General features: G+C 62.6%; 21 protein-coding genes, 1 tRNA gene and 1 pseudogene. 17 read left to right on the top strand and 6 right to left on the bottom strand.

Annotated features, from left to right (window positions below; translation table 11 throughout):
- The first annotated feature begins 45 nt into the window (after positions 1-45).
- The 5 genes from betI (at position 46) to betB (ending at position 6,331) form a co-directional block, all read left to right on the top strand.
- On the top strand, positions 46-636 hold the full coding sequence (betI, locus tag IHQ72_RS26870; RefSeq protein ID WP_258118357.1) for a choline-binding transcriptional repressor BetI: 591 nt from the start codon (positions 46-48) through the stop codon (positions 634-636).
- Entirely contained in the window at positions 633-2,162 is a 1,530-nt protein-coding gene (betC, locus tag IHQ72_RS26875; RefSeq protein WP_258118358.1) for a choline-sulfatase, read from the top strand. The genes betI and betC overlap by 4 nt, the downstream gene beginning before the upstream one ends.
- Positions 2,159-3,160, top strand: coding sequence for a threonine/serine dehydratase family protein (locus IHQ72_RS26880; RefSeq protein ID WP_258118359.1), 1,002 nt, complete (start codon positions 2,159-2,161; stop codon positions 3,158-3,160). Before betC ends, IHQ72_RS26880 begins: the two co-directional genes overlap by 4 nt.
- Entirely contained in the window at positions 3,153-4,805 is a 1,653-nt protein-coding gene (betA, locus tag IHQ72_RS26885) for a choline dehydrogenase (protein ID WP_258118360.1), read from the top strand. The genes IHQ72_RS26880 and betA overlap by 8 nt, the downstream gene beginning before the upstream one ends.
- A gap of 62 nt (positions 4,806-4,867) precedes the next feature.
- The gene (gene betB, locus IHQ72_RS26890; protein WP_258118362.1) at positions 4,868-6,331 is read left to right on the top strand and encodes a betaine-aldehyde dehydrogenase; all 1,464 of its coding nucleotides are present in this window, start codon (positions 4,868-4,870) and stop codon (positions 6,329-6,331) included.
- A 9-nt stretch (positions 6,332-6,340) separates the two neighbouring features.
- Here betB and IHQ72_RS26895 read toward each other — a convergent pair whose 3' ends face one another.
- Complete coding sequence (locus IHQ72_RS26895; protein ID WP_258118363.1) at positions 6,341-7,252, bottom strand: LysR family transcriptional regulator; 912 nt, start codon at positions 7,250-7,252, stop codon at positions 6,341-6,343.
- 100 nt (positions 7,253-7,352) lie between these two features.
- On the opposite strand from IHQ72_RS26895, the gene IHQ72_RS26900 reads away from it, so the two are divergent.
- Positions 7,353-8,240, top strand: coding sequence for an NmrA/HSCARG family protein (locus tag IHQ72_RS26900; RefSeq protein WP_258118364.1), 888 nt, complete (start codon positions 7,353-7,355; stop codon positions 8,238-8,240).
- A gap of 114 nt (positions 8,241-8,354) precedes the next feature.
- On the opposite strand, the gene IHQ72_RS26905 is transcribed toward IHQ72_RS26900, so the two are convergent.
- Positions 8,355-9,875 carry a phosphomannomutase/phosphoglucomutase gene (locus IHQ72_RS26905; RefSeq protein ID WP_258118365.1) on the bottom strand — a complete coding sequence of 507 codons (1,521 nt, stop codon included), beginning with the start codon at positions 9,873-9,875 and terminating at the stop codon, positions 8,355-8,357.
- Positions 9,876-10,078: 203 nt separating this feature from the next.
- On the opposite strand from IHQ72_RS26905, the gene IHQ72_RS26910 reads away from it, so the two are divergent.
- Positions 10,079-10,155, top strand: a tRNA-Pro gene (locus tag IHQ72_RS26910).
- Positions 10,156-10,240: 85 nt separating this feature from the next.
- On the opposite strand, the pseudogene IHQ72_RS26915 reads toward IHQ72_RS26910, so the two are convergent.
- A pseudogene (locus IHQ72_RS26915) lies at positions 10,241-10,447 on the bottom strand (hypothetical protein); the annotation flags it as partial.
- Positions 10,448-10,695: 248 nt separating this feature from the next.
- Here IHQ72_RS26915 and IHQ72_RS26925 point away from each other — a divergent pair.
- The 10 genes from IHQ72_RS26925 to IHQ72_RS26970 all read left to right on the top strand — a co-directional run bounded on the left by IHQ72_RS26925 (position 10,696) and on the right by IHQ72_RS26970 (position 22,117).
- The gene (locus IHQ72_RS26925) at positions 10,696-12,258 is read left to right on the top strand and encodes a bifunctional aminoglycoside phosphotransferase/ATP-binding protein (RefSeq protein ID WP_258118366.1); all 1,563 of its coding nucleotides are present in this window, start codon (positions 10,696-10,698) and stop codon (positions 12,256-12,258) included.
- Positions 12,259-12,407: 149 nt separating this feature from the next.
- Positions 12,408-12,857, top strand: coding sequence for a thioredoxin TrxC (gene trxC / locus IHQ72_RS26930; RefSeq protein ID WP_258118367.1), 450 nt, complete (start codon positions 12,408-12,410; stop codon positions 12,855-12,857).
- Between the two features lie 13 nt (positions 12,858-12,870).
- Entirely contained in the window at positions 12,871-14,124 is a 1,254-nt protein-coding gene (locus IHQ72_RS26935) for an MgtC/SapB family protein (RefSeq protein ID WP_258118368.1), read from the top strand.
- Positions 14,125-14,396: 272 nt separating this feature from the next.
- Complete coding sequence (locus IHQ72_RS26940) at positions 14,397-15,149, top strand: FadR/GntR family transcriptional regulator (protein ID WP_258118369.1); 753 nt, start codon at positions 14,397-14,399, stop codon at positions 15,147-15,149.
- A gap of 63 nt (positions 15,150-15,212) precedes the next feature.
- Positions 15,213-16,118 carry a 5-dehydro-4-deoxyglucarate dehydratase gene (kdgD, locus tag IHQ72_RS26945; RefSeq protein ID WP_258118371.1) on the top strand — a complete coding sequence of 302 codons (906 nt, stop codon included), beginning with the start codon at positions 15,213-15,215 and terminating at the stop codon, positions 16,116-16,118.
- Between the two features lie 108 nt (positions 16,119-16,226).
- Positions 16,227-17,738 carry an ABC transporter substrate-binding protein gene (locus IHQ72_RS26950; protein WP_258118372.1) on the top strand — a complete coding sequence of 504 codons (1,512 nt, stop codon included), beginning with the start codon at positions 16,227-16,229 and terminating at the stop codon, positions 17,736-17,738.
- A gap of 83 nt (positions 17,739-17,821) precedes the next feature.
- Complete coding sequence (locus tag IHQ72_RS26955) at positions 17,822-18,736, top strand: ABC transporter permease (protein ID WP_258118373.1); 915 nt, start codon at positions 17,822-17,824, stop codon at positions 18,734-18,736.
- 3 nt (positions 18,737-18,739) lie between these two features.
- On the top strand, positions 18,740-19,660 hold the full coding sequence (locus tag IHQ72_RS26960; protein ID WP_374120284.1) for an ABC transporter permease: 921 nt from the start codon (positions 18,740-18,742) through the stop codon (positions 19,658-19,660).
- Positions 19,657-21,297 carry an ABC transporter ATP-binding protein gene (locus tag IHQ72_RS26965; RefSeq protein WP_258118374.1) on the top strand — a complete coding sequence of 547 codons (1,641 nt, stop codon included), beginning with the start codon at positions 19,657-19,659 and terminating at the stop codon, positions 21,295-21,297. Before IHQ72_RS26960 ends, IHQ72_RS26965 begins: the two co-directional genes overlap by 4 nt.
- Positions 21,298-21,628: 331 nt before the next feature.
- On the top strand, positions 21,629-22,117 hold the full coding sequence (locus tag IHQ72_RS26970) for a nucleoside deaminase (protein ID WP_258123941.1): 489 nt from the start codon (positions 21,629-21,631) through the stop codon (positions 22,115-22,117).
- 32 nt (positions 22,118-22,149) lie between these two features.
- On the opposite strand, the gene IHQ72_RS26975 is transcribed toward IHQ72_RS26970, so the two are convergent.
- The 3 genes from IHQ72_RS26975 to IHQ72_RS26985 are packed head-to-tail and all read right to left on the bottom strand — an operon-like array spanning position 22,150 to position 25,048.
- Entirely contained in the window at positions 22,150-23,118 is a 969-nt protein-coding gene (locus tag IHQ72_RS26975) for an ABC transporter ATP-binding protein (protein WP_258118375.1), read from the bottom strand.
- Between the two features lie 2 nt (positions 23,119-23,120).
- Entirely contained in the window at positions 23,121-24,128 is a 1,008-nt protein-coding gene (locus IHQ72_RS26980) for an ABC transporter ATP-binding protein (RefSeq protein ID WP_258118376.1), read from the bottom strand.
- A gap of 2 nt (positions 24,129-24,130) precedes the next feature.
- Positions 24,131-25,048, bottom strand: a complete 918-nt coding sequence (locus IHQ72_RS26985; protein ID WP_258118377.1) for a dihydrodipicolinate synthase family protein — start codon at positions 25,046-25,048, stop codon at positions 24,131-24,133.
- Positions 25,049-25,051 lie beyond the last annotated feature (3 nt).

Raw genomic sequence — 25,051 nt, forward strand, 5'->3', positions numbered from 1 at the left:
TCCGTCAATAAAAAATAAACCTGTTGCAAGAGGCCGGAGCAAAAGATGCCGAAAATCGGAATGGAGCCGTTGCGCCGCCGGGCGCTCATCGACGCGACGATATCGGCGATCGGCGAGCGCGGTTCGCTTGATGTGACGATGTCGGAAATCGCCGGGCGCGCCGGCGTGTCCTCGGCGCTCGCCCATCACTATTTCGGCGCCAAGGACGAACTTTTGCTGGCGACGATGCGGCACATCCTGGCCGAGCTGACCGCCGACATGCGGCGCGCGCTTCAATCGGCCAGCACGGCACGCCAGCGCGTTTCGGCCGTGGTCGCCGTCAATTTTTCCGACGCCCAGTTCCAGCCGGAAACGATCGCCGCTTGGCTCGCCTTCTATGTCGAGGCGCAGAAATCGCCCGCGCTGCGCCGGCTGCTCAAGGTCTATGCACGGCGCCTGCATTCCAATCTGTTGAGCGGCCTGACCGTCATCCTGCCGAGAAGCGAAGCCGACCGGGTCGCCGAGGCGACCGCGGCGCTGATCGACGGGCTGTATATCAGGCGCGCGCTGAAGGACGGCGTGCCCAATGCCGCGACCGCGATCGCGCTGATCGAGGACTATCTCGAAACGAAACTCAGCCGGCGGAGCGCACAGTGACGTCCAAGCGACCCAATTTCCTGATCATCATGGTCGATCAGCTCAACGGCACATTGTTCCCGGATGGGCCGGCGGACTTCCTGCACGTGCCGCATTTGAAGGCATTGGCCGCCCGCTCGGCACGCTTTGCCAACAACTACACCGCCTCGCCGCTCTGCGCGCCGGGCCGCGCCTCGTTCATGAGCGGGCAGTTACCATCGCGCACCGGAGTCTACGACAATGCCGCCGAATTCGTCTCGTCGATCCCGACCTTCGCCCATCATCTGCGGGCCGCCGGTTACTACACCTGCCTGTCGGGCAAGATGCATTTCGTTGGGCCGGACCAGTTGCACGGTTTCGAGGAGCGGCTGACCACTGACATCTATCCCGCCGATTTCGGTTGGACGCCGGATTATCGCAAACCCGGCGAGCGGATCGACTGGTGGTATCACAATCTCGGCTCGGTGGCTGGCGCCGGCGTCGCCGAGATCACCAACCAGATGGAGTATGACGACGAGGTGGTGTTCCTGGCCACGCAGAAACTCTATCAGCTTTCGCGCGAGCAGGATGATGCGAACCATCGGCCCTGGTGCCTCACCGTTTCGCTGTCGCACCCGCACGATCCCTATGTCGCGCGCAAGCAGTATTGGGATCTCTACGAAAACTGCCAGGCGCTCGACCCAGAAACAGGGTTCATCGCGCATGACGAGCAGGATGTGCATTCACAGCGGCTGTACCGCGCAAGCGACTATCCCTCGTTCGAGATCACCCCTGAGCAGGTGCGACGTTCGCGGCGCGGCTATTTCGCCAACATCTCCTATGTCGACGACAAGCTCGGCGAGCTTCTGGACGTTCTCAAGCGAACACGCATGCTCGACGATACCGTCATCCTGTTCTGCTCGGACCACGGCGACATGCTCGGCGAACGCGGCCTGTGGTTCAAGATGAGCTTCTTCGAAGGCTCGGTGCGGGTGCCGCTGATGATCGCCGGCAAGGGCATACAAGCCGGGCTGATCGATGCACCGGTCTCCAATCTCGACGTAACGCCGACGCTTTGCGACCTCGCCGGCATCGATATCGGGGCGATCGCGCCATGGACCGACGGCCAGTCGCTGCTGCCGCTCACAGAGGGCAGGCAGCGCACCGCGCCTGTGTTGATGGAGTATGCAGCGGAAGGCTCCTGCGCGCCCTTGGTGGCGATCCGCGACGGCAGATACAAGTTCGTCCATTGCGAGCTTGACCCGCCGCAGCTGTTCGATCTCGAAGCCGATCCGCTCGAGCGAGACAATTTGGCCGACGACCCGGTCAATGCGGACCTGGTGGCGACGTTCATGGACAAGGTTCGGGCGCGCTGGGACATGGCCGGCTTCGACGCCGCCGTGCGCGAAAGCCAGGCGCGCCGCTGGGTCGTCTATCCGGCGCTGCGCAATGGCGCCTACTACCCCTGGGATTTCCAGCCGCTGCAAAAGGCATCGGAGCGCTACATGCGCAATCACATGAACCTCGACAATCTCGAAGAGAGCAAAAGGTATCCGCGAGGCGAATGATGACAACCCTTGTGCCCTCCCTCGATCACCTCAAACAGGCCTATGCGGTCACCGCCAAGGCGACGCAGATCACGCCGCTGCTGGAGTCGGCGGCCCTTGCCCGCGAGACCGGTGCTGCCCGCGTCTTCGTCAAGCCGGAATCGCTGCAATGGGCCGGCTCCTTCAAGGTACGCGGCGCCTATTGGCGGCTGAAGCGGCTGTCGCCTGATGAGGCCAGCAAGGGCGTCGTCGCCTACTCGTCCGGCAATTTCGCGCAAGGGCTGGCCGCCGCCGGCCAGGCGCTGGGCATTCCGGTCACGATCGTCATGCCGATCGATGCGCCGGCCGCCAAGCGCGACGCAACGGCCGGCTACGGCGCGCGCGTGGTGCTGACCGATCATGGCGAGCGCGCGCGTGAGGAGGTTGCCGCCGCCAAGGCACGCGAGATCGCCGAGACCGAGGGACTTGCGCTGCTGCATCCCTTCGACGATCCGGAGATCGTCGCCGGCCAGGCAGGCGCGGGGCTGGAAGCACTCGAGCAGCTCGATGCCAAGGATGCCAGCGCCGATTTGCTGTTCTGCGCGGTCGGCGGCGGTGGGCTGATCGGTGGGGTTTCGCTGGCTTTCCACTATCTGTCGCCGGCGACAGAGATCATCGGCGTCGAGCCGGAAGGTTTTAACGGCATGGGCGCCTCTCTGGCGCATGGCGTCATCGAAACCATGCCGATCGGGCCGAAATCGATCTGCGACGGGCTGATGGCGCGCAAGCCTGGCAACGCGCCGTTTGCGGCGGTCAAGACGGCCGGCGTTCGCGGCATCACCGTCGACGATCAATCGGTGCGCCGTGCGATGCGGATCGCCTTCGAGCGGATGAAACTGGTGCTTGAACCATCGGGCGCGGCATCGCTGGCGGCGCTGCTCGGCGGCAAGGTGGATGCGCGCGGCAAGACCGTGCTCGTGGTGGCGACCGGCGGCAATGTCTCGCTCGCCGATTTCATGGTGCACATGAACCATGCTTGAGGCGGATTTCGTTATCATCGGCTCCGGCTCGGCCGGCTCGGCCATGGCCTACCGGCTTTCGGAGGACGGCAAGCATTCGGTGATCGTCATCGAATTTGGCGGCAGCGACGTCGGGCCGCTGATCCAGATGCCGTCGGCGCTGTCGATCCCGCTCAACATGAGCCTCTACGACTGGGGCTTTGCCAGCGAGCCGGAGCCGCATCTCGGCGGCCGCGTGCTGGCGACGCCGCGCGGCAAGGTCATCGGCGGCTCGTCCTCGATCAACGGCATGGTCTATGTACGCGGCCACGCCCGCGATTTTGACCATTGGGCCGAACAGGGCGCGGCCGGCTGGGGGTTTGCCGACGTGCTCCCCTATTTCAAGCGCATGGAGGACGCCAACGGCGGCGAGAATGGCTGGCGCGGCCACGGCGGCCCGCTGACCGTGCAGCGTGGCTCAAGGACCAACCCGCTCTACGGCGCCTTCGTCGAGGCAGGTCGTCAGGCCGGTTTCGAACTGACCAACGACTATAACGGCGCGAAGCAGGAAGGCTTTGGGCCGATGGAGCAGACCATTCGCGGCGGCCGCCGCTGGTCGGCGGCGAGTGCCTATCTCAGGCCGGCGCTCAGGCGGAAAAATGTTAGCCTGGTCAAGGGCTTCGCCCGGCGGGTGATCATCGAGAATCAACGCGCCACCGGTGTCGAGATCGAAACGCGCAAACGGATTCAGGTCATCAAGGCGCGACGTGAAGTGATCGTTGCCGCCTCCTCGATCAATTCGCCCAAGCTCCTGATGCTGTCCGGCATCGGCCAGGCCGAACATCTCAGGGAATACGGCATTCAGGTGGTCGCCGACCGGCCCGGCGTCGGCCGCAACCTGCAGGACCATATGGAGCTCTACATCCAGCAGGAATCGACGCAACCGATCACGCTGAATTCGGTGCTGAACCCCTTCTCCAAGGCGATGATCGGCGCGCAATGGCTGTTCTTCAAGTCGGGTCTTGGCGCGACCAATCATTTCGAGGCGGCTGCCTTCGTGCGCTCGCGCGCCGGTGTCGACTATCCCGACATCCAGTATCATTTCATACCGGCCGCGGTCCGCTATGACGGCAGGGCGGCGGCGAAAGCGCATGGTTTCCAGGCGCATGTCGGGCCGATGCGATCGAAGTCGCGCGGTTCTGTCATGCTGCGCTCGCCCGATCCGAGATCGAAGCCGGTGATCCGCTTCAACTACATGTCGCATCCGGACGACTGGACCGAGTTCCGCCACTGCATCCGGCTGACGCGAGAGATCTTCGGCCAGTCGGCATTCGACCCTTATCGCGGCAAGGAAATCTCGCCGGGCTCTCACGTTCAGTCGGACGACGATCTCGATGCCTTCATTCGCGATCACGCCGAAAGCGCCTACCACCCTTGCGGCACCTGCAAGATGGGCCGCACCGATGATCCGATGAGCGTCGTCGATCCGCAATGCCGTGTCATCGGTGTCGAAGGGCTGCGGGTCGCCGATTCCTCGATCTTCCCGCGCGTCACCAACGGCAATCTCAACGCGCCTTCGATTATGACCGGCGAGAAGGCCGCCGACCACATTCTCGGCCGCACGCCGCTGGCGCCGTCCAACCAGGAACCATGGATCAATCCGCGCTGGCAGGCATCGGACAGATAAGCCATGATCTGACGGACTGTCCGCCCGCCGGTCCCGGCGAAGACAATTTTGGAGAAGCTCCCATGCGCGCCCAGCCAAAGGCATCGCACTATGTCAACGGACGCTACATCGACGACGAGCAGGGTGCGCCGCTGCCGGTCATCTATCCGGCAACCGGCGAGACCATCGCGATGCTGCGTTCGGCGACGCCGAACGTGCTGGAACTGGCGATCGAAGCAGCGCGTGCAGCACAACCGGCCTGGGCGCGGCTGAAGCCGGTCGAGCGCGGACGCATCCTGCGCCGCGCCGCCGATATCTTGAGCGCGCGCAACGCCGACCTGGCGCGCATCGAGACGCTGGATACCGGTAAGGCGATCCAGGAGACGCTTGTGGCGGATGCGCCATCGGCAGCCGACTGCCTCGAATATTTCGGCGGCGCGGTCGCTGCCTATAATGGCGAGTCCATCGATCTCGGCGGACCCTTCGCCTATACAAGGCGGGAGGCGCTCGGCGTCTGCGTCGGCATCGGCGCGTGGAACTATCCGATCCAGATCGCCGGCTGGAAATCGGCACCCGCACTCGCCATGGGCAACGCCATGGTCTTCAAGCCGTCGGAGAACACGCCGCTGTCGGCGCTGGCGCTCGCCGAAATCTATACCGAAGCCGGCCTGCCCGATGGGCTGTTCAACGTGGTGCAAGGCTATGGCGATGTCGGCGCCGGCCTCGTCGGGCACGATGTCGTCGCCAAAGTCTCGGTGACGGGCTCGGTGCCGACAGGCCGCAAGGTGCTGTCGCTCGCCGGCTCGAAAATGAAGCATGCCACCATGGAACTCGGCGGCAAGTCGCCGCTGATCGTTTTCGACGACGCCGATCTCGAAAACGCCATTGGCGGCGCCATGCTCGGCAATTTCTATGCGACCGGCCAGATCTGCTCCAACGGCACGCGCGTCTTCGTGCAGAAGGGCATCCACGACCGTTTCGTCGAACGCCTGACTGAGCGGACCAAGAAGATCCGGATCGGCGATCCGCTCGACCAGGAAACGCAGATGGGGCCGCTTGTCTCCAAGGCCCAGCACGAAAAGGTAATCGGCTATATCGAGGCCGGCAAGCAGGATGGCGCTGTGCTCGCCTGCGGCGGCAACGTGCCTTCGCTGCAGGGTTTCCAGGGCGGCTTCTTCATCGAGCCGACGGTCTTCACCGGCGTCACCGACACGATGCGCATCGCCCGCGAGGAGATTTTCGGGCCGGTGATGAGCGTGCTGAAATTCGACGATGAGGACGAGGTGATCGACCGCGCCAACGATACCGAATTCGGCCTTGCCGCCGGCGTGTTCACGCGCGACCTGCCGCGCGCCCACCGCGTCATCGCCGCGCTGCAGGCCGGCACCTGCTGGATCAACGCCTACAATCTGACGCCCGTCGAGATCCCCTTCGGCGGCTTCAAGCAGTCGGGAATCGGGCGGGAAAACTCGCTTGCTGCACTGGCGCTCTATTCGCAGTTGAAGTCGGTCTACGTCGAGACCGGCGACGTGGCGAGCCCGTACTGAGGCTCGCGGCTACTGCTGGTCAGCCGCTGTATTTGCCTGACTGGAAATCCGGTCGGATGCAAGCTCGATGAATGCCTTGATGAGGGGCGAAAGATGCCGGCTGCTCGGATATAGGACATGCAGCCCGCCGACCGGCGTCGTGTAGTTCCGGAGAACGCGGCTCAGCCGCTGCCCATTGATGAGGGGCTCGGCGATGCTGTGCGGCAATTGGGCGATGCCGAAGCCTGCGAGCGTGGCCGCAACGACCGCCTGCATTTCATTCGCGGCGAAGCGCCCGGCCACCGTGACCGTTTCCTGACCGTGTGGCCCGTCCAGCACCCAATGGGTGCCCGAGGTCGAAGGGCCTGCGATGACGCACTGGTGGTGCGCGAGATCCGCCAGGCGTTCCGGCATCCCGTGCCTTGCGAGATAGTCCGGGCTGGCGCAGAGCAGCCTGTGCGTGGAACCGAGTTTGCGGGCAATCAGCGTCGAATCCTGAAGGATGCCGGTTCGGAAGGCGAGATCTATACCATCCTCAACCAGGTTGAGCTTGTCGTCGGTCAGGCGCAGTTCGACCTTGGTTTTTGGATACATCGCAAGAAAGTCGACCACCGCCTGGGTGAGGAAATAGCCGCCGAAGCCGACAGGAGCCGAAACGCGGATCGTGCCCGATGGCTCCGCTCTTGCTTCCGCGAGGCGCAAATTTGCTTCCTCGATCGTCCGCAGCGCCTGGCTGCTCTGCTCGTAATAGAGACGCCCGGCATCCGTCACGTTGAGGCTGCGCGTCGTGCGCTGCAGCAGGCGGATCCCAACCTCACGCTCGAGCGTGGCAACGCGTCGACTGACCGTCGTCTTGGGCATGGCAAGCAGCCGCGCGGCAGCGGTGAAGCTGCCAGCTTCGACGACGCGAGCGAACACCACGATATCATTGAGATCGAGCATTGTATCCGTGCATGGGACAAAGTTTTCCAATTATAGGCAATTATGCATCAATGTGACAGACCCTAATTTTGCTCCATCGGAAAAAAGAAGGAGCAAACACATGACCACCAAACGAAACGTTCTGGTGACCGGCGCCACAGGCCAGCAAGGCGGCGCAGTTGCGCGTGCCCTGCTGTCGAGTGGACATCGCGTCAAGGCACTGACCCGCAAGCCGGACAGCGATGGCGCAAGGCAGCTGGCGTCGGTAGGCGCCGAGATCGTGGCTGGCGATCTCGGCGATACGGCCTCCGTTGTGAAGGCAGCCAAAGACGTCGACACCATGTTCTTGATGGGCAACAGCTACGAAGCCGGGATGGAAGAGGAGACCCGCCAGGGGATTCTAGCCGCCGATGCAGCCAAGGCTGCAGGCGTCGGGCATCTGATCTATTCGTCCGTTGCCGATGCCAACAAGAAAACCGGCATCCCGCATTTCGAAAGCAAATATCTCGTCGAGCAGCATGTCGAACGGCTCGGCATTCCCTATACGATCAGCGCCCCGGTTGCCTTCATGGAGAATTTCGTCGCGCCGTGGTCGATCGGCGCGCTCAGCCAGGGCACGCATGCCTTTGCAATGCCCGCCAATCGTGTCCTCCAGCTGGTCGCACTTGCCGACATCGGCGCCTTCGTTGCCGCCCTGGTCGAGCGACGGGAGCGCGTGTTCGGCAAGCGCTTCGATATTGCGGGAGACGAGTTGTCCGGCGAAGACCAGGCCAAGATCCTTTCGCAGTCCATCGGCCGCCCGATCAACTATCAGGCAATTCCAATCGCGGTGGCCCGCCAACAAAGCGAAGATACAGCGCTGATGTTCGAGTGGTTCGACCGCGTCGGCTATGACGTCGATATCGCGGCTTTACACCGAGATTTCCCGGAGGTCCGCTGGCACAGTTTTGCCGACTGGGCGCGGGAGTTCGACTGGCGTGCCCTTGAGCGGGCTTATTCCGCTGCCTGAGTTCCTGTAGACATCATCGGCCGATGAAAACCTGAGGGAGCGGACCAGCTGAAGCGGGAAAATTGGTCCGCTCCCCCACCGTGGCGCTCTCATGCCGCGATGAAATGAGAGAACCTAGAACGTCTGGTTGTAGGCGCCGACTTCAGGGCTGCGGCGCAGCACCGCATCGACGGCTTCGAACATCTGCCGGCGCCGCTCGGATGACACCGGGCTCTCCACCACGACGACAAGCTCCGGCTTGTTCGACGACGCCCGCACCAGGCCCCAGGTGCCGTCCTCGGCCACGACGCGCACGCCATTGACGGTTATCAGGTCGGCGATCTTCTGGCCGGCGAAGACCGTGCCGTCCTGCTTCATTGCCTGAAAGTCGGAAACGACCCGCTCGACCACGCCGTATTTCAGCTCGTCGGCGCAGTGCGGCGACATGGTCGGCGTGCCGAAGGTCAGCGGCAGGTCGCGATAGAGATCGGCCATGCTGCTTGTCGGGCTGCGATCCAGCATCTGGCAGATGGCGATGGCTGTGATGAGACCATCGTCATAGCCGCGCCCGATCGGCGGGTTGAAGAAGAAATGACCGGATTTCTCGAAACCGGCGATGGCGCCGAGTTCGGCCACCCGCCGTTTTATGTAGGAGTGGCCGGTCTTCCAATAGTCGGTGACGGCGCCATCGGCGCGCAAGGCGGCGTCGGTGTTGAACAATCCGGTCGACTTGACGTCGACGACGAAGGTCGAGCCAGGATGCAGGCGCGCAATGTCGCGCGCGAGCATGACGCCGACCTTGTCGGCGAAGATCTCGTTGCCTTCATTGTCGACCACGCCGCAGCGGTCGCCATCGCCGTCGAAGCCAAGTCCGACATCGGCTCCTGTTTCCAGCACCTTATCGCGGATCGCGTGCAGCATCTTCATGTCTTCGGGATTGGGATTGTAGTTCGGAAACGTATGATCGAGCTCGACATCGAGCGGGATCACCTCGCAGCCGATCCGCTCCAGCGCTTCAGGCGCAAAGGCGCCGGCAGTGCCGTTGCCGCAGGCGGCGACCACCTTGAGCTTTCTCGATATACGCTTGTCCCGGGTCAGGTCGTCCAGATAGGTTTTGCGGAAATCCGCAACGAAGTCATAGGAGCCGCCACCGACAAGGTCGAAGTCGCCCGCAAGCACGATCGTCTTCAATGCGCTCATTTCCTCCGGACCGAAGGTCAGGGGACGCGCCGCTCCCATCTTGACGCCGCTCCAGCCATTCTCGTTGTGCGAGGCGGTGACCATGGCGACGGACGGCGTATCGAGCGCGAACTGGGCGAAATAGGCCATCGGCGACAGCACCAGCCCGATATCCCTAACCCTCGCGCCGGCGGCCATCAGCCCGGAAACCAGCGCCAGCTTGATCGCCAGCGAATAGGAACGGAAATCATGCCCGGTCACGATATCCGGCCCAGCGCCCAAGCGCCGGATCAGCGTGCCGAGCCCCATGCCGAGCGCCTGGACACCGATCAGGTTGAGCTCCGGCGGCTCTGCCGAACCCGGATGGCCGAACCACCAGCGCGCATCATACTCACGAAAGCCGGACGCCTTGATCAGCGCCGAGGTTTCGAACTCGAAGGTGTTGGGATGGGCTTCGCTAACAATCTTCAGGGGCAAGACAGGAACTCCAAGCGGCTGGAACCAGAGTGTTTCAATTCAGGTGGCCGATGCCTATTACACGAGCCTTTAAGCCGTGTTTATCCCCCAGGAAACTGAAACCTGTATGACCTTAAGGCGAAAGCGGAGGAAATGCGACAGAAGCGCTGCCATTGGCGCTTGCAGGAACGAAGTGCGGCAGCTATAAGCCCGCGGTCTGGTCACGGAGTGTAGCGCAGCCTGGTAGCGCACATCGTTCGGGACGATGGGGTCGCAGGTTCAAATCCTGCCACTCCGACCAGAAAAAACAAATACTTAGCGTTTCCCGAAATCGCCCGCCCCACAGAAACGCAGCTTTAACGAACGCAGGTATTGAGGGTTCTGCGTCAGAACCCGTTTCGGCAACGATGAGAAGTCGATTTCAACGTCGCGATCAACGCGGCGTTCAACCTCCTCGATCGCCATATGATGCGCTCGCGCAACCGGGAATGACCATAGGCGCCCATGACCATCAGTTCGGCGGCGATGTCGACGGCGTGCCGACGAAGCACGTCGGCGACTGAATGGTTCGAACTCGGCAGCCGGTGGCGCGTTTTTGCGGTGATCGATGGCCGTTACGTCGTGCCGGAGCATGGCGAGCGCGACATGCCGGTCTGGGGCCGCCAATTCCTCCCCGGGACGCTAAGAAATACGGCCCGAGCGCCGGAAAAGTCGTCACCACGGAACGCATCCATGACTTGGCTGGTTATATCCAGACGCTGCAGCAGTGGGGCCGATAGCGCGGAATTTCAGCGACCACGCTCGTTGGCTTCCAAAGGATGGACAAACAAAGAGGCATGCGATGATCGTCGAAGATCAGGAATCCGTGGCAGCGATGTTGATGGACCCTGCCGTATATGGCGAGACCGGACCGGTCGAAGCGATCGAAACCCATATCTCGCGTATCTTCCTGGTTGGCCAGCACGCCTACAAGATGAAGCGAGCTGTCAAGCTGCCCTATGTCGACTTCTCGACCCCGGTCCTCCGGCTCGCCGCTTGCGAGAAAGAGGTGGAGCTCAACTCCAAGACCGCCCCCGGCCTCTATCTGGGTGTGCGGCGCATCACGCGAGAGGCCGGCGGCAAGCTCGCCTTCGACGGAAGCGGCGAACTGGTCGATGCGGCGATCGAGATGGTTCGCTTCGATCAGTCGAAGCTCCTCGATCGAATGGCAGCCGGTGGCGAACTGACACCTGCGCTGATGACGGCGGTCGCGCGCATGATCGTGCGCTATCATCGCGGCGCGCCGCAGATCCACGACGGCAGCGGATCCTCGAACCTGGCAGGCGTGCTCGACATCAACGAAGCTGGCTTTGCCACCAGCCATGTTTTCGAAGAAGCCGAGATCAGGGCATTCACCGGGATCTTCCGCACCGCCCTCGCCCGTCATTCTGAACTGCTCGACCGGCGGGAGGCAGCGGGCAAGATCCGGCGATGCCACGGCGATCTGCATCTGCGCAACATCTGTCTCCTCGACGGAGAGCCCCGCCTCTTCGATTGCATCGAATTCAATGACCAGATCGCCAGCATCGACGTGCTCTACGACTTGGCCTTCCTGCTGATGGACCTTTGGCATCGCGGCTTTCCGGAACTCGCCAACCTGGTGATGAACCGCTACCTCGACGAAGCAGACGACGAGGACGGCTTCATTCTCCTGCCCTTTTTCATGGCAGTACGGGCCGCAGTGCGCGCGCACGTCACCGCAACGCAGATCGAGGAAGGCAGTGCCGATTCCGGCGGGCTGATTGCCGAGGCCAGATCCTATTTCGAGCTCGCCCGAACACTTCTCCAGACAAGGTCGCCTCGGCTGATCGCCATCGGAGGCTTGAGCGGTTCCGGCAAGACGACCGTCGCCGAGGCTCTCGCCGCACATGTCGGCGCGCCACCCGGTGCGCGCATTGTCGAAAGCGACCGCGTCCGCAAAGCCATGCATGGGGTACCGGCCGAGACGAAACTGCCGGACAGGGCTTATCGACCGGAGGTGTCCGACCGCGTCTACCGCGAAATGGCATGGCGCGCCCGCCTGATCCTTTCCGAAGGCGGTTCGGTGGTCGCCGATGCCGTGTTCGACAGGCCGGCCGATCGCGATCGCATCGAGACAGCGGCAAATGGCAGAGAGGTTGCTTTCGCCGGAGTCTGGCTGGAGGCTGATCCGCTTGTCCTTTGGCGACGGGTAAGCGAGCGCAGGGGTGGTCCTTCCGATGCCACCATCGATATCCTTTCGCGGCAATTGCAGCGAAATGCCGTCCCGTCCGCCTGGCGCAAGGTCAACGCCGATCGAAAGCTCGCCGACATCGCCGCAGACTTGGCGAGCGTTTCGGAGGCGGCCGCTGCTGCGCAGGGTGCTTCACTCAAGACAGCATCCTGACGGCCGCGATCGACTTCAACCAACGATACGTTGCGGCTATTGGCATCATGGAACAGGCCTTCGCATCATGTACTCACCGGCACCCGCGTTGCGCATGCTTGGCGACGGACATCTCGAACGCGCATAATGATAGCAATGGGTGAATGGCCATGACGCAGGAAAATCTGGTGGTTTGCGGCAAATGCGGCGGGGTCAATCGCCTGCCGCCAGCACGCAATGCCGGGGACGCGAAATGCGGAAAGTGCGGCATCAAGCTGTTCTCGGGTCACCCCGAAGACGTCGGCGCAGAGATCTTCGATCGCCAGGTCACGCGAAGCAGCCTCCCCGTTGTGGTCGACATCTGGGCACCGTGGTGCGGCCCCTGCAAGATGATGGGGCCCGCATATGAAGCGGCAGCAAACGAACTGGAGCCGCATGTTCGCCTGATCAAGCTCAATTCCGACAAAGAGCAGGCCGTTGCAGCCAGGCTCGTCATTCGCAGCATCCCGACCATGATCATCTTCCATAGCGGACAGGAGGTTGCGCGCACATCCGGCGCGATGACGGCGGGGCAGATCGTCAGGTGGGTCCGCGACCACCTGCCGACGGTCGCAGCCTGAAAGCCGCCGAGCCGTGGATTCGCTCATCGCACGACTCGGACTGGCCCTGGCAATAGGCCTGCTTGTCGGGCTGGAGCGTGGCTGGCGGGAGCGGGACGAACCCGACCACAGCCGGACGGCCGGAATTCGAACATTCGGCATATCCGGCCTGCTCGGCGGCATTCTCGCAGCGCTGGCCGATACGCTCGACGCAGTTTCCGTGCTGGTCGGTGGCTTCATCGCGTTTGCGGCAATCTTTGCCTGGTACAAGGCGCGCGAGGCTGCCCATGACGAGGATTTCAGCGTTACGGCAGTGATAGCGGGCCTTGGCGTGTTCGCGCTCGGTGCACTTTCCGTCGCCGGTGATTACCGGGTCGCGGCTGCCGGAGGGGCGGCACTCGCGGCGGTCCTTGCCAGTCGCGAGGTCCTGCACGACCTTCTGAAGCGACTGACCTGGATCGAGCTTCGTTCGGCGCTGATCCTGGCGGTGATGACCGCGATCGTTTTGCCCTTGCTGCCAAACCGGACGATCGACCCGTGGGGTGGCTTCAACCCGTGGGAAATTTGGTTCCTCACGGTGCTGATGGCGTCGATATCGTTCGCTGGTTATGTCGCCGTTCGCGTCCTGGGAACCACGCGCGGTCTGCTCGTCAGCTCGCTCACTGATGCAATCGTCTCGTCCACCGCCGTGACCATGGCGCTAGCCCGCAACGCCGCATCCGCAAGCAATCCACGGCCGCTCGCCGGCGCGGCTTCGCTGGCGGCGGCGGTCTCGGTGCTGCGTGTTTGCGCTGTCGTACTGATCCTCGAGCCAAGCGTGCTCGCTGCAATCGGCGTCCCGGCGATTGCCGCAGCGCTTGTCTTCGCAGCCTGTGGAGCATTCTTGTTGGTCCGCTCCGGCAGGGATCACAAAAGTGGTGCACTGGCACGCAATCCGTTCGAATTGGGCCCGTTGCTGCTGTTCGCTCTGCTCTTTGCGGTTGTCGCCACCGCGAGCGCTGCATTGGCTGCTCAATTCGGCGGGCGCGGCTTGCTGGTGAGCTCGGCGCTTGCAGGCACGTTCGATGTCGACGTCTCGGTGCTCAGCGCGTTGCGCCTGGTCAAGCAATCGATCCCTGTCGAGACCGTGGGCCAGGCGGTGCTCGCGGCGCTGGCGGCAAACGCGATCGGTCGCCTGTTGCTGGCGGCATTTATCGGCCCGGTCAGGTTTTGGTTGCCACTGGCCGGCGCAACCCTGATCGCCGCAGTGGCCGGCTATGGCGCGATGTTGCTGCCGCCGATCCTCTGACAACGCCATCCCAGCCCTTTGATGCGGATCAAGGCCAAGTCTGGTCGCGGCGTATGAAACTCCGTCAGAGGAGTTCGCCTGTGGCCGCATCAGCAAAGATGCCAACGAAAAGCGAGCTAGGCGACGTCACGGCCGACACGCGGAGCGCGACAGAACCCATATGATGATCCAAACACATTCGACCTTGGATGACAAATTTTCATATGATGACCTCGCTTTTACCCTGCGCCGGGAGTATGCAATGTCTTGACCCGGCAAAGTTTGGAGGACCCATGCAGCAGGTCGAACATCGAACGTCCCGCAGGTCGTTCGTCTCTCAGGTTGCAGATGCTCTGCGCGGCCAGATCGAAGCCGGCTTCTATGCAGCTGGCGACAAATTGCCGACAGAACCCGCGCTCATTGACCGCTTCGGATTCAGCCGCACCGTGGTCCGGGAGGCCATTGCCGCCCTGCGCGCCGACGGGCTGGTGGAATCGCGGCAAGGCGCCGGCGTCTTCGTTCTCGGCCCGAAACCTGTCGACGAGGGATTGAAGCTCTTCACCGACGAAACGAACAAGATCTCGGACATCATCGAAGAGCTCGAGTTGCGCATCGGCATCGAAGTCGAGGCAGCCGGCCTTGCCGCAGCCCGCAGTTCGCCGGCGCAGGAGGCCGAAATCGAGGCCCAGGTCGAAAGGTTCGCCGATCTCATGGCGCAAGGTGAACCCACCGACGAGGCGGACTTCCAGTTCCACCTGGCGATTGCCACTGCAACGAACAACGCCAGGTTCAAGGCATTCCTCGAACATGTCGGCCGGCGGATGATCCCGCGGGTGAAGTTCAAGACGATGATGGGCGGCGTCGACCCCTTGCCCAATCGCGACCATCCGATTCTGGAGGAGCACAGGGAAATCGCGGATGCGATTCTCGCCCGCGACCCGGAAAAGGCGCGCGAGGCGATGCGCCGCCATCTGGTGACGGGGATAAAGCGCTATCGCGCCCTGACCGTCCGGCGCTCGCCAAACCAAGACAAGACCGGCAGTTGACTCGTCCGTATACTCATCATATGAATCCAGGTGACATCATATTAATTTGTGGGATGAGTTCCTTTGTCGCCAGATGAAATCAAATCGCGTGTCGCTTCAGGGCTGCTGTCGTTTCCGGTCACACATTTCAACGAGGATTTCAGCCTCAATCTCGAAAGCTATCGCGCGCATGTGGCATGGCTCTCGGGGTTCGGTGCCGCTGCCCTGTTCGCTGCCGGCGGCACGGGCGAATTCTTCTCCCTGTCGCCGGAAGAGGTCGCCGATGTTACCCGCGCGGCCAAGGATGCCTCGGGAGACGTGCCTATCATCGCCGGCTGTGGCTACGGCACGGCGCTCGCCACGGAAATTGCTCGCCGTGCCGAGGCTGCGGGGGCCGACGGTCTTTTGCTTCTGCCGCATTATCTGATGGAAGCCTCGCAAGAGGGGATATTCCGGCATGTCAAAGCCGTTTGCGAATCCACCGGCCTCGGCGTCATCATCTACAATCGTGCGAACTCGGTCGCCAATGCCGACACGGTTGCTCGCCTTGCTGACGCGTGCCCAAACCTCATCGGCTTCAAGGACGGCACAGGCAAGGTCGATCTTGTCCGCCACGTCACCGCAAAGCTTGGCGATCGGCTCTGCTACATCGGTGGCATGCCCACGCATGAGCTGTTTGCCGAAGGCTTCAACGGCGCCGGAGTGACGACCTATTCCTCTGCGGTGTTCAACTTCGTGCCGAAATTGGCACAGCGCTTCTACAGGGCCATGCGGACAAGCGATCGCGCTGCGATGGAAGAAATCCTGCACAGCTTCTTCTTCCCCTTCGCGGCTTTGCGCGATCGCGAACAAGGCTATCCGGTGTCGATCATCAAGGCAGGCGTCGAACTCATAGGACGGACACCCGGCCCGCTCCGTCCGCCGCTGACGGATCTGAAGCCGCAGGAGAAAGACATGCTGCGCGGACTGATCGAGAAGATCGCCGCCTAGTTGCCGGGAGATCGGCAAATTGTCGGACGAACGGGACGAGGAGGTTCGTCCGTCGCCCGACAGCCAAAACGGAAGATCCCAAAACGGATGATCAAAGGGAGGAGAGACATGAATAGAAGCGTTCATACGATTGCAGCTGTCGTGTTGATGACCGCTGCCGCGCCATCGGCTGTCGCACAAGATGCGGCGCAGGAAATCCGTATCGTCCTGCCGGAGCAGCCGGCCAATCTGGAGCCCTGCGGCACCATCATCACGAATGTCGGCCAGATACTCAGCCAAAACGTTGTTGAATCGTTGACCGTCATCGATCCGGTCAGCGGGCAACCTCAGCCGAAACTGGCGACCGAGTGGACCAGCGTGGACCCGACGACCTGGCGGATCAAGCTGCGCGAGGGCGTGAAGTTCCAGGACGGAACGGAACTCAACGCGGATGCGGTCGCATTCTCCATCAACAGGATGATCAGCGGCAAGATCACGTGCAGCAACATAGCGAAATTCGGCGATGCCAGGCTAACGCTGACGCCGGTCGACGACCTGACGGTCGAAATAAAGTCCGACAGGCCCGAGCCGATCATGCCGACGCTGTTGAGCGTGGTCATGATCGTCTCGCCGAAGACACCGGTCGACCAGGCGGTGAACGATCCGGTCGGCACCGGCCCGTTCACGCTATCGACCTTTTCCCCGCAAACCGTAGTGCTCGACGCGTTCGACGGCTATTGGGGCAGGAAGCCGGAGATCACGAAGGCAACCTATGTCTGGCGGCCCGAATCATCGATTCGAGCGGCCATGGTCGAAACCGCGGAAGCCGACCTGACGCCGTCGATTGCCATCCAGGACGCCAGCAATCCGGAGACGGATTTCGCTTACCTGAACTCCGAAACCACCGCGATCCGTATCGATGCCGCCGAGCCGCCGCTCAATGATCTGCGCGTCCGCAAGGCGCTCAACCTGGCGATCGACTGGGAAGGTCTTGCCCAGCTGTTCGGCGACGATGTCAAGCGTGCGTCGCAGATGGTCGTCTCTGGGATCAACGGGCATGACGATGCGCTCAAGCCTTGGCCGTATGATCCGGAAGAGGCGAAAAAGCTCATCGAAGAGGCGCGCGCGGCGGGTGTCGCAGTCGACACCGAGATCAAGCTCATCGGGCGAAACGGCATCTATCCGAACGGCGCGGAAGCGATGGAGGCCATGATGACGATGTGGCGGGACGCTGGCCTCAACGTCAAGCTTACCATGCTCGATGTCGCCGACTGGTTGCGGTATCTGCAAAAGCCGTTCCCGTCGGAGCGCGGCCCCAATCTCCTGCAGATGATGCACGACAACAACAAGGGCGATGCGGCCTTCACGGTTCCGATCTTCTACCGATCGAGCGGCAGCTACTCGACCGTGGCCGATCCGGCATTCGACAAGGAGATAGACGAGGCGCTGGCTGCGACCGGCGAACCCCGCACGAACAGCTTCAAGGCGATCTTCGGCAAGGCCCGCAACGAAGTGGTGGCGGACATCCCGATGTTCCACATGATCGGCTACACCCGTGTTGGCACCAGGCTGGAATGGAAGCCCGATATCACCACCAACAGCGAAATACCGCTGGCCAATATCGCTATCAAAAAAGACTGAGTGATACGGGGGCGCCGGGTCCGATCGTGATCCTGCGCGCCTGACCTGTTGCCTCCGTCGATATCCGTCCAAGGGCATCCCAAATGATTACCTATCTTGGACGCCGGTCGTTCCACAGCATCCTGTCAGTCATAGGTCTGTTGACGCTGGTCTTTTTCCTGACACGGCTCACCGGCGATCCTTCCGCCTTGTACCTGCCTCTGGACTCGACTGCGGAAGCTCGGGCCGCGTTCGCGCGGTTGAACGGCCTCGATCAGCCGATCTACTGGCAGTTTCTGGAATATCTGCGCGATCTTCTGCAGCTGGATTTCGGTGAATCGCTGCGCCAGAACCGCTCGGCGATGCAGGTCGCGCTTGAGGCGTTCCCGGAAACGCTGAAGCTTGCCGCCGTCGCGATCACGCTGTCGACCGCTTTGGCTATCCTTGTCGGCTCTCTTGCGGCCGCGCGGCCAGGCAGCATGTTCGACCGTATCGCCAGCCTCGTCTCCCTGGCCGGCGCAAGCGCGCCGGATTTTTGGGTCGCCATCGTCGGCATCCTTATTTTCGCTGTGGGGCTCGGGCTCTTGCCGACATCCGGCACCGGAAGCTGGGCGCATTGGATCATGCCCACCTTCGTGCTGATGCTTCGTCCCTTCGGTCTCCTGGTGCAGGTCGTGCGCGGAACCATGCTAGCCGCGCTTGCCTCTCCATACATCAAGACCGCAAGGGCCAAGGGCCTGCCCCGACAGAAGATCATCTTCGGGCATGCGCTTCGCAATTCGCTGCTGCCCGTCGTCACGGTCGTCGGCGACCTGGCGACCAGTCTGGTCAACGGCGCCGTCGTCGTGGAGTCGATATTCGGCTGGCCCGGCATCGGCAAGCTGATGATCGACTCGATCATCCAGCGCGATTTTGCCGTCGTCCAGTCGACCATTCTGGTGACGGCAACCGCCATCTTCATCCTGAACATAGCGATCGACCTGCTCTACGCGGTTCTCGATCCGCGCATCCGGTACTGAGCCATGACGATCATCACCCCCGACACCAAGCCGGCCGTTCCAGGCAGCGGCAGCATGCTTCTCGCCTATTTGAAGCGCGACAAGCTTGCGCTCGCCGCCGCTATTTTCCTGGCGATCGTCGTCATCGCGGCGGTCTTCGGCCCGTGGCTGGTGGGCGACGCCGCATCGCGGCTGGGGCTGCGCCAGCGCAACCTCGCCCCCTTCTCGCTGGCCAGCGGCTGGATCTACGTCCTTGGCGCCGACACCCTCGGCCGGCCCATCCTGGCCAGGCTGATTGTCGGTGCGCAGAATACGTTCGGCATTGCCGCGGCGGCGGTGTTCGCGTCCATGCTGGTCGGCGGAACACTCGGCCTGATAGCGGGCTATTCGGAGCGCTGGTACAGTCATCTCATTCTGCGCCTGGCCGATGTGGTCATGAGCTTTCCCTCGCTGCTGTTGGCGCTCATCGTGCTCTACACACTGGGCCCGAGCATCACCAACCTGGTGATCGTTCTCGCCGTCACGCGCATGCCGATCTACCTCAGAACGGCGCGCGCAGAGGTATTGGAGTTGCGCGAGCGCATGTTCGTGAGCGCGGCGCGAGCCATGGGTGCGAAGCCGGCCCGGATCATCGTCCGGCATATGGCACCCCTCGTCCTGCCGACACTGGTGACGATTTCCGCCATTGATTTCGCGACCGTCATTTTATCGGAATCGGCGCTGAGTTTCCTTGGCCTCGGCATTCAGCCACCTGACTTTACCTGGGGTGCAATGGTGGCGAACGGCCGCGGCTATCTCGCGACCGCCTGGTGGATCGCATTCTGGCCAGGTCTCGCAATCATGCTGACGACGCTGTCGCTCAACATCCTCTCGAACTGGGCGCGCACCGTCGCTGATCCGCAACAACGCTGGCGCCTTCAGACATTGCGAAAAGCTGTCCGATGAGCAACGCGACCATTCTCAAAGTCGAGGGCCTGACCGTCGATTTCCTTTCTGACGATGAGCCAGTACGCGCCGTCGACGACGTCTCGTTCCATATCAGCCGTGGCGAAACGCTCGTGATCCTCGGCGAAAGCGGTTCGGGAAAAAGCGTCAGCACCAGCACGGTGATGGATCTCGTCGACTGTCCGCCAGGCGATATCGTGGCCGGCTCCTGCCTCTTCGATGGCATCGAACTCTCGGGCCTCGGCGCGGAGGCGCGCAGAAGCATCAACGGCCGCAGGATTGCGATGATCTTTCAGGATCCGCTCGCCTACCTGAACCCCGTCTATACGGTGGGGCGCCAGATCGAGGAGGTCTATCAGAGCCACGGCGCGGGAGCCGGCAAGGACGCACGCGCCAAGACGATAGAACTGCTTCGGCGCGTCGGCATTCCAGAGCCGGAAAACCGCGTCGACTTCTATCCGCATCAGTTCTCGGGCGGACAACGTCAGCGTGTGATGATTGCCATGGCGATCGCGCTGAAACCGGACATCCTGATCGCCGATGAGCCGACGACCGCTCTGGACGTCAGCGTGCAAGCGCAGATTCTCGATCTGCTGCGCGATCTCCAGCGCGAGACCGGCATGGCGTTGATCATGATCACCCATGACCTCGAAGTCGCCGCGTCAATGGCGGACCGGATTATCGTCATGAACGGCGGCAAGGTTGTCGAGGCAGGCATCGCCAAGGAGGTCTTCAGCAACCCGCAGCACGCCTATACGCGCCGCCTCATCTCCGCCCTGCCCCACGGCAACGCAGCGGAGGCGCCGAACAAGCGTTCGACGACGATCGCCGACAAGACCCTGCTCAAGGTGGAACATCTCACCAAGCACTATGTGCTTGCTTCCGGAGCCTTCAGCAGCAAGCGGACGTTCAAGGCGGTGGACGACATAAGCTTCGAGGTCAGGAGAGGAGAAACGCTCGGCATCGTCGGCGAGTCGGGCTCCGGCAAATCGAGCGTCGCACGCATGCTGTTGGGGCTGAACGAGCCAAGCGCCGGCAAGGCTGTCTTTGCCGGTGAAAACATCTTCGAAATGAACGAGAAGCGTCTTATGGCGTTTCGGCGCAAGGTCCAGATGGTCTTCCAGGATCCATACGGATCGATGAACCCGCGCATGCGCGTTTACTCCATCATTTCCGAACCCTGGGTGATCCACCGCGATATCCTGTCGAAGAACAGGTGGAAGGCTCGAGTGGCTGAGCTCCTGGAATTGGTGGGGCTGTTGCCGGAGCACGCCGACCGCTACCCGCACCAGTTTTCCGGCGGCCAGCGTCAGCGCATCGCCATTGCGCGCGCGCTTGCGAGCGAGCCCGAACTGATCGTCTGCGACGAGGCGGTTTCCGCGCTCGACGTCTCTATCCAGGCGCAGGTGATCGACCTTCTGGCCGACCTTAGGACCCGGCTTAGCCTCTCATTTATTTTCATCACACACGACCTGCCGATCGTGCGCCATTTTGCGGACCGGATCATGGTCATGAAAGACGGAAGGATTGTCGAGGAAGGCCAAACCTCGGCGCTGTTCGGGGCGCCTCGCCACGAATATACGCAGAGCCTGTTGCAGGCTGTGCCTAAGCCCAAATGGCTTACGCAAGCTCAATAGTCCGGGCGATGCGCGAGCGACGTCTTGTCGATGCCAACCGCGCGTCGCGGAGACTTCTGCACCGGCCCGGATTTCATCCTCCCGCAGTCAGCCTTTGAATAGCCGAACGTCAGGCTCGAACGGATCGACTCGTACGATTTTGATTCGGGCCGCGGCAGGATGACGAGAATTGATGAGCATTGTGATCTGGTCCGCCCGAGATCGGCTGACGGAACAAAGAACAGAGCAGCGGCGACGCTGTTCAGCCACTCATTGCCGAGCTGAATCCGCCGACTTGAGTCGGCGGATTGTTCGGCACTATGATCAAACCGCACTGCCGGAGGATCTGCCGATGCCACAACGCCCGTATGATGAGCGCCTGCTCCGTCAGGCGTTCGAAGTCGCGCGCAAGGCCCGCGATGCTGGCGAACATCCCTTTGGTTCGCTCCTCGCTGACAAAGACGGCAATGTGTTGCGCGAGCAACTCAACGGTTACAAATCCGGAGGGGGCGACCGCACCGCTCATGCCGAAAGGCTGCTGGCCTCGTGGGCGGGGATGAATTTCAGTCTCGAAAAGCTGGCCTCCTGCACACTCTACACTTCGGCCGAACCTTGCGCGATGTGCTCCGGGACAATCTATTGGGCGGGCATCGGAAGGGTCGTCTTTGGGCAGTGCGAACATGACGTCAAAGGGTTGACGGGTGCACACGTCGAGAATCCCACACTCGACCTCCCATGCACGATCGTTTTCGAAGCTGGGCAGCGTCCGACTGAAGTCGTCGGCCCGCTGCTTGCCGATGAAGCGGCGCAACTCCACGCCGATTTCTGGGAAGACAAGTAGCTCAATTGGCGCGCGCGGAAAACGAGTGAGTGCTAGGCGATGTCGTCGCGAATGCAGGCCTTCAGATGGCCATCGGACGTTGTTCCCCGCAATGGCGGGACGATGCCGGCGCAAGCATCCAGCGCAACCGGGCAACGGGTTCGGAAAACACACCCGGTTGGCGGATTTGCCGGGCTTGGAATGTCGCCCTTCAGCACCTGCCGGCCCTGCTTGGCCAGCGGGTCGAGCGAGGGAATGGCCGAGAGCAGCGCGCGCGTATAGGGATGCTGGGGCCGGGCATAGAGCGCGGCAGCAGGCGCGACTTCCATGATCCGGCCGAGGTAGAGAACGATCACCGTGTCGCAGATATATTCGACGACGGCCAGGTCATGCGAAATGAACAGCATGGTCAGACCGAGCCGGACCTGCAGGTCGCGCAAAAGATTTATGATCTGCGCCTGGATCGAGACATCGAGGGCAGAGACCGGTTCGTCGGCGACGATGAATTCGGGTTCGAGCGTAAGCGCGCGGGCGATGCCGATGCGCTGACGCTGCCCGCCCGAAAATTCGTGGGCGTAGCGGTCATAGGCATCGACTGGCAACTCGACCGAAGCAAGTGCCTTCTCCGCCCTCGCCCGCCGCTCGCGCCTGTTGCCGATGCCCTGAATATCCAGGCCTTCGGTCAGGATCTGCCCGATGGTCATGCGCGGCGACAGACTGGCGAACGGATCCTGGAAAATATACTGCATCTTGCGGCGCTGACGAGCCAGGGGGCCGGCGCCCAGCTTGGTGATATCGACGCCGTCAAACCTTATTTCGCCGGACGTCGGCTCGATGAGACGCAGTACCGAGCGGCCGATCGTGGTCTTGCCCGATCCGGATTCGCCGACGAGGCCGACCACCTGGCCGCGCGCGATATCGAAGGAAATATCTTCCAGCGCCCTGACGACGGGACCGCGCGAGAACGCCGTCGGCGCAAAGTGCTTGGTCAGGTTCCTGACCGAAAGGAAGGGAGCGTCCACTGTCAGAGATCCTCCCAGCGCAAACAACGGCTTTGCTGGGTCGACGTCGCCGCGAACAATGGCGGTACCGCAGCGCGGCAAGCATCGACAGCCAGGGCGCAACGCGGCGCGAAAGAGCAGCCCTTGGGCAGCAGGGCCAGCGACGGAACATTGCCGGCAATGGTCGGCAGCGGCGTTCCTGCTGCCTTCAGCGTGGCGGCCCGGCCAAGCCGCGGCACCGAACGCATCAGCCCGGCTGTGTAGGGATGACGCGGACGGGTGAACACCTCGCGCACCGGACCCGATTCCACGATGCGCCCGGCATACATCACCGCGACCCGGTCGGCGATCTCGGCAACGACGCCGAGATTGTGCGTGACGAACAGAATGCCCATGCCGCGCTGCGCCTGCAGCTCGGCCAGCAGGTCGAGGATCTGGGCCTGGATGGTAACGTCGAGCGCGGTGGTCGGCTCGTCGGCGATCAGCAAGGTCGGGTCGCACGACAAGGCCATGGCGATGGTGGCGCGCTGGCGCATCCCTCCCGACAGCTCATGCGGGTATTGCCGCGCCCGCCGATCGGGATCGGGAATGCCGACCTGAGCCAGCAGTCGCACGGCATCAGTGGCCGCATCACGATGCGACTTGCCGAGATGGATGCGGATCGGCTCGGCGATCTGTTCGCCGATGGTGTAGACGGGATTGAGGCTGGTCATCGGCTCCTGGAACACCATGCCGATGTCGTTGCCGCGCACCTTGCGCAGCGACTCAGGGTCGAGGCCGGTCAGCTCGGTGACACTACCGTCCCTGCGGCGCAGCGCGATCGATCCCTCGGCGATGCGCCCGATCTTCTTCGGCAGCAGGCCGATGATCGACAGGCTGGTGACGGATTTGCCCGATCCGGACTCGCCGACCAGCGCGACCGTCTCGCCAGAACCTATCACCAGATCGACGTCCTGCACGGCGGCGATGTCGCGTCCGGCGATACGGAACACCGCCCGCAGACCGGAAATCGAGAGGATCGGAGCGTCCACGGTCAGCGCAGCAGCCCGACGTCGCGAAGGATAATTTCGACCTTTGCGGTTTCCTCGTCGTTCAAGCTGCGTTGCGGCCGCGCCATGGTGTTGGAGACGATGATGCCGAGGCTCTTCATCGCGGTCTTGAAGGCGCCGACGCCGGCCGAGCCGGCGCTTGTCCTGCCGAGCGAGATCCAGACGATCTCGAACAGCTTCAACAGCCGCTCCTGCTCCAGGCGGGCTTCGGCGTGCTGACCCGCCTGCATCAGGTTCCACAGCTTGACGTAGCCGTGCGGGTCGACATTGGCAAGGCCCGGCACAACACCATGCGCACCCATGGCAAGCACGCTGTCGACCAGGATCTCGGACCCGGTCATGCCGAAGAAACTCGGATCGTTGGCCATGTCCTTGAGCACATAACGCAGATTGCCGTCATCGCCGCTGGAATCCTTGATACCGGCGATAACGCCCTCGCTGGCAAGGCCGACGATGGTCCTGCGCTCCAGCTTGACATGGACGCAGACCGGAATGTCGTAGGCGATGATCGGGATGTCGACCGCGTCCCTGATATAGCGGAAGTGATCGCCGATCTCGGGCTGGCTGGTGCGGGTATAGAAGGGCGCTGTGACCACAACGGCGTCGGCGCCGGCCGATCTGGCTATCCGGGCGTGGTTGATGACACGATCGGTTGTCGGGTCGATGACCCCGGCGAAGATCGGAACGCGGCCGTTGTTGACCTTGACCGCGTGCTCGATGATGGCCCTGCGGCCGGCCTCGTCATGGAAGACTACTTCGCTGGTCGAGCCGAGCACGAAGAGCCCGTGGACGCCGCCGTCGAGCAGGTTTTCGATTGTCCGGGTGAACGACGGGAAGTCGACACTGAAATCGGAATGGAGCGGGGTGACGACAGGTGGCACGACGCCGGTAAACAGGGGCATTTT

Source organism: Mesorhizobium onobrychidis (assembly GCF_024707545.1).
Lineage (GTDB): Bacteria > Pseudomonadota > Alphaproteobacteria > Rhizobiales > Rhizobiaceae > Mesorhizobium > Mesorhizobium onobrychidis.

Coding starts and splice junctions, on each gene's coding strand:
- IHQ72_RS26900 (WP_258118364.1), top strand. CDS start 7,353: ATGACCACCAAACGAAACGTTCTGGTGACCGGCGCCACAGGCCAGCAA.
- IHQ72_RS26960 (WP_374120284.1), top strand. CDS start 18,740: ATGACGATCATCACCCCCGACACCAAGCCGGCCGTTCCAGGCAGCGGC.
- trxC (WP_258118367.1), top strand. CDS start 12,408: ATGACGCAGGAAAATCTGGTGGTTTGCGGCAAATGCGGCGGGGTCAAT.
- IHQ72_RS26950 (WP_258118372.1), top strand. CDS start 16,227: ATGAATAGAAGCGTTCATACGATTGCAGCTGTCGTGTTGATGACCGCT.
- IHQ72_RS26940 (WP_258118369.1), top strand. CDS start 14,397: ATGCAGCAGGTCGAACATCGAACGTCCCGCAGGTCGTTCGTCTCTCAG.
- IHQ72_RS26965 (WP_258118374.1), top strand. CDS start 19,657: ATGAGCAACGCGACCATTCTCAAAGTCGAGGGCCTGACCGTCGATTTC.
- betI (WP_258118357.1), top strand. CDS start 46: ATGCCGAAAATCGGAATGGAGCCGTTGCGCCGCCGGGCGCTCATCGAC.
- betB (WP_258118362.1), top strand. CDS start 4,868: ATGCGCGCCCAGCCAAAGGCATCGCACTATGTCAACGGACGCTACATC.
- IHQ72_RS26985 (WP_258118377.1), bottom strand. CDS start 25,048: ATGCCCCTGTTTACCGGCGTCGTGCCACCTGTCGTCACCCCGCTCCAT.
- IHQ72_RS26970 (WP_258123941.1), top strand. CDS start 21,629: ATGCCACAACGCCCGTATGATGAGCGCCTGCTCCGTCAGGCGTTCGAA.
- IHQ72_RS26955 (WP_258118373.1), top strand. CDS start 17,822: ATGATTACCTATCTTGGACGCCGGTCGTTCCACAGCATCCTGTCAGTC.
- IHQ72_RS26925 (WP_258118366.1), top strand. CDS start 10,696: ATGATCGTCGAAGATCAGGAATCCGTGGCAGCGATGTTGATGGACCCT.
- betA (WP_258118360.1), top strand. CDS start 3,153: ATGCTTGAGGCGGATTTCGTTATCATCGGCTCCGGCTCGGCCGGCTCG.
- IHQ72_RS26895 (WP_258118363.1), bottom strand. CDS start 7,252: ATGCTCGATCTCAATGATATCGTGGTGTTCGCTCGCGTCGTCGAAGCT.
- IHQ72_RS26880 (WP_258118359.1), top strand. CDS start 2,159: ATGATGACAACCCTTGTGCCCTCCCTCGATCACCTCAAACAGGCCTAT.